This window comes from Romboutsia sp. 13368 (assembly GCF_018336475.1).
Lineage (GTDB): Bacteria > Bacillota > Clostridia > Peptostreptococcales > Peptostreptococcaceae > Romboutsia.
The window spans coordinates 824,337-825,537 of record NZ_CP048741.1; the positions used below are offsets into that span (position 1 = coordinate 824,337).

Genomic DNA, 1,201 nt, shown 5'->3' on the forward strand with positions numbered 1-1,201 from the left:
TGTATTAATATAAACATATATATCTTAGTTAAAGGGGGATACTTATGGAKAGATTAAAAGAATTATTAGATAGAAAATTTTTAAAAGATATAGAATTATTAGAACTAGAAGATAATGAATATGTGTTAGAGTGTAAATTTACTAAGCCATACAATGCACATTACAATGAATATGAAGTATTAGTTAGAGAAAATGAAGAAATTAAATTATATAAAGTGTATTTAAAGCATAGATAAATTAAACTAAAAAAGCATGTACAATTTTAAATTAATGTACATGCTTTTTTAGTTAATTATTATAACATAAAATAACGGCTTTAAAGTAAAATATNNNNAGGGACTATATCTTATTCTTYTAAAATACTAAATCCATTTGTTGGACTAAAAGGATTGGTACAAATATCTATCGGTCGAGAAAAAGTAGAGAAAATTTCAGATAAACCGCTAAGATATATAAGTAAATCATATGAAGATTTTACAAATTATATGGAATCAGAAGGTTATACAGTTGACCAAGGAGGAAGAGGATTTCATTTGCAAAAAGGTAATGATGGTAAACTTCTAATAGCAGAAGGTTTTATGGGAATATATGAAATATTTAGTGAATAAAAAAGTATTATCATAACTTATGATAATACTTTTTTCATCTATTTTAGAAATATATAGATTATCCAATACATAACTACATATTTTTTGTAAAGTAATTTTCTAATTTTATTGGTCCTTTTAAAACTTCTTTTCCTACATATATACTACTATCATCTCTAACCATAACACTCCATTTTACTAAACTAATACAACCACCTTCAATYTCTATAGCTGTAATAGCTGTTGGATGTATACAACTCCCTGAATTAAAATACATATCTTCATTTAAGTTAGAAAAACTAGGTCTATGAGTATGACCTGAAATTAACATTGTTTTATTTTCTTTTGACCATTTAATCAATTTTTGTTCTATTTTATTTTTCTTTTTATAATTTTTAGCTGCTCTTGTAGGGTCATTAAATCCCCATATCTCTAGTGGCTTCCATATATAGCGAACCAAAAATCTACCTAGCTTCCATAGTCTATCATTAATCAAATCTCCTTGATGACCATGTACAAGAAAAATTCTTTGTTTCTTATTATATTTATTTTCTAGARTTATTCCCTCATATRYTTTTATASWATYAAATAATGAAAAAGCCCTTTTTCTTATT

The 1,201-nt window shown here is 24.7% G+C and carries 3 protein-coding genes; 2 read left to right on the forward strand and 1 reads right to left on the reverse strand.

Features of this window, described 5'->3' with window-relative positions; translation table 11 throughout:
- Positions 1-44 precede the first annotated feature (44 nt).
- On the forward strand, positions 45-236 hold the full coding sequence (locus G3997_RS03355; RefSeq protein WP_296648090.1) for a hypothetical protein: 192 nt from the start codon (positions 45-47) through the stop codon (positions 234-236).
- A 153-nt stretch (positions 237-389) separates the two neighbouring features.
- Positions 390-608 (forward strand): hypothetical protein, encoded by a 219-nt coding sequence (locus G3997_RS03360; RefSeq protein WP_296648092.1) that lies wholly within the window; start codon positions 390-392, stop codon positions 606-608.
- A 73-nt stretch (positions 609-681) separates the two neighbouring features.
- Here the strand turns inward: G3997_RS03360 and G3997_RS03365 are convergent, their stop codons facing one another.
- Positions 682-1,047, reverse strand: coding sequence for a hypothetical protein (locus tag G3997_RS03365; RefSeq protein WP_296648095.1), 366 nt, complete (start codon positions 1,045-1,047; stop codon positions 682-684).
- Positions 1,048-1,201 lie beyond the last annotated feature (154 nt).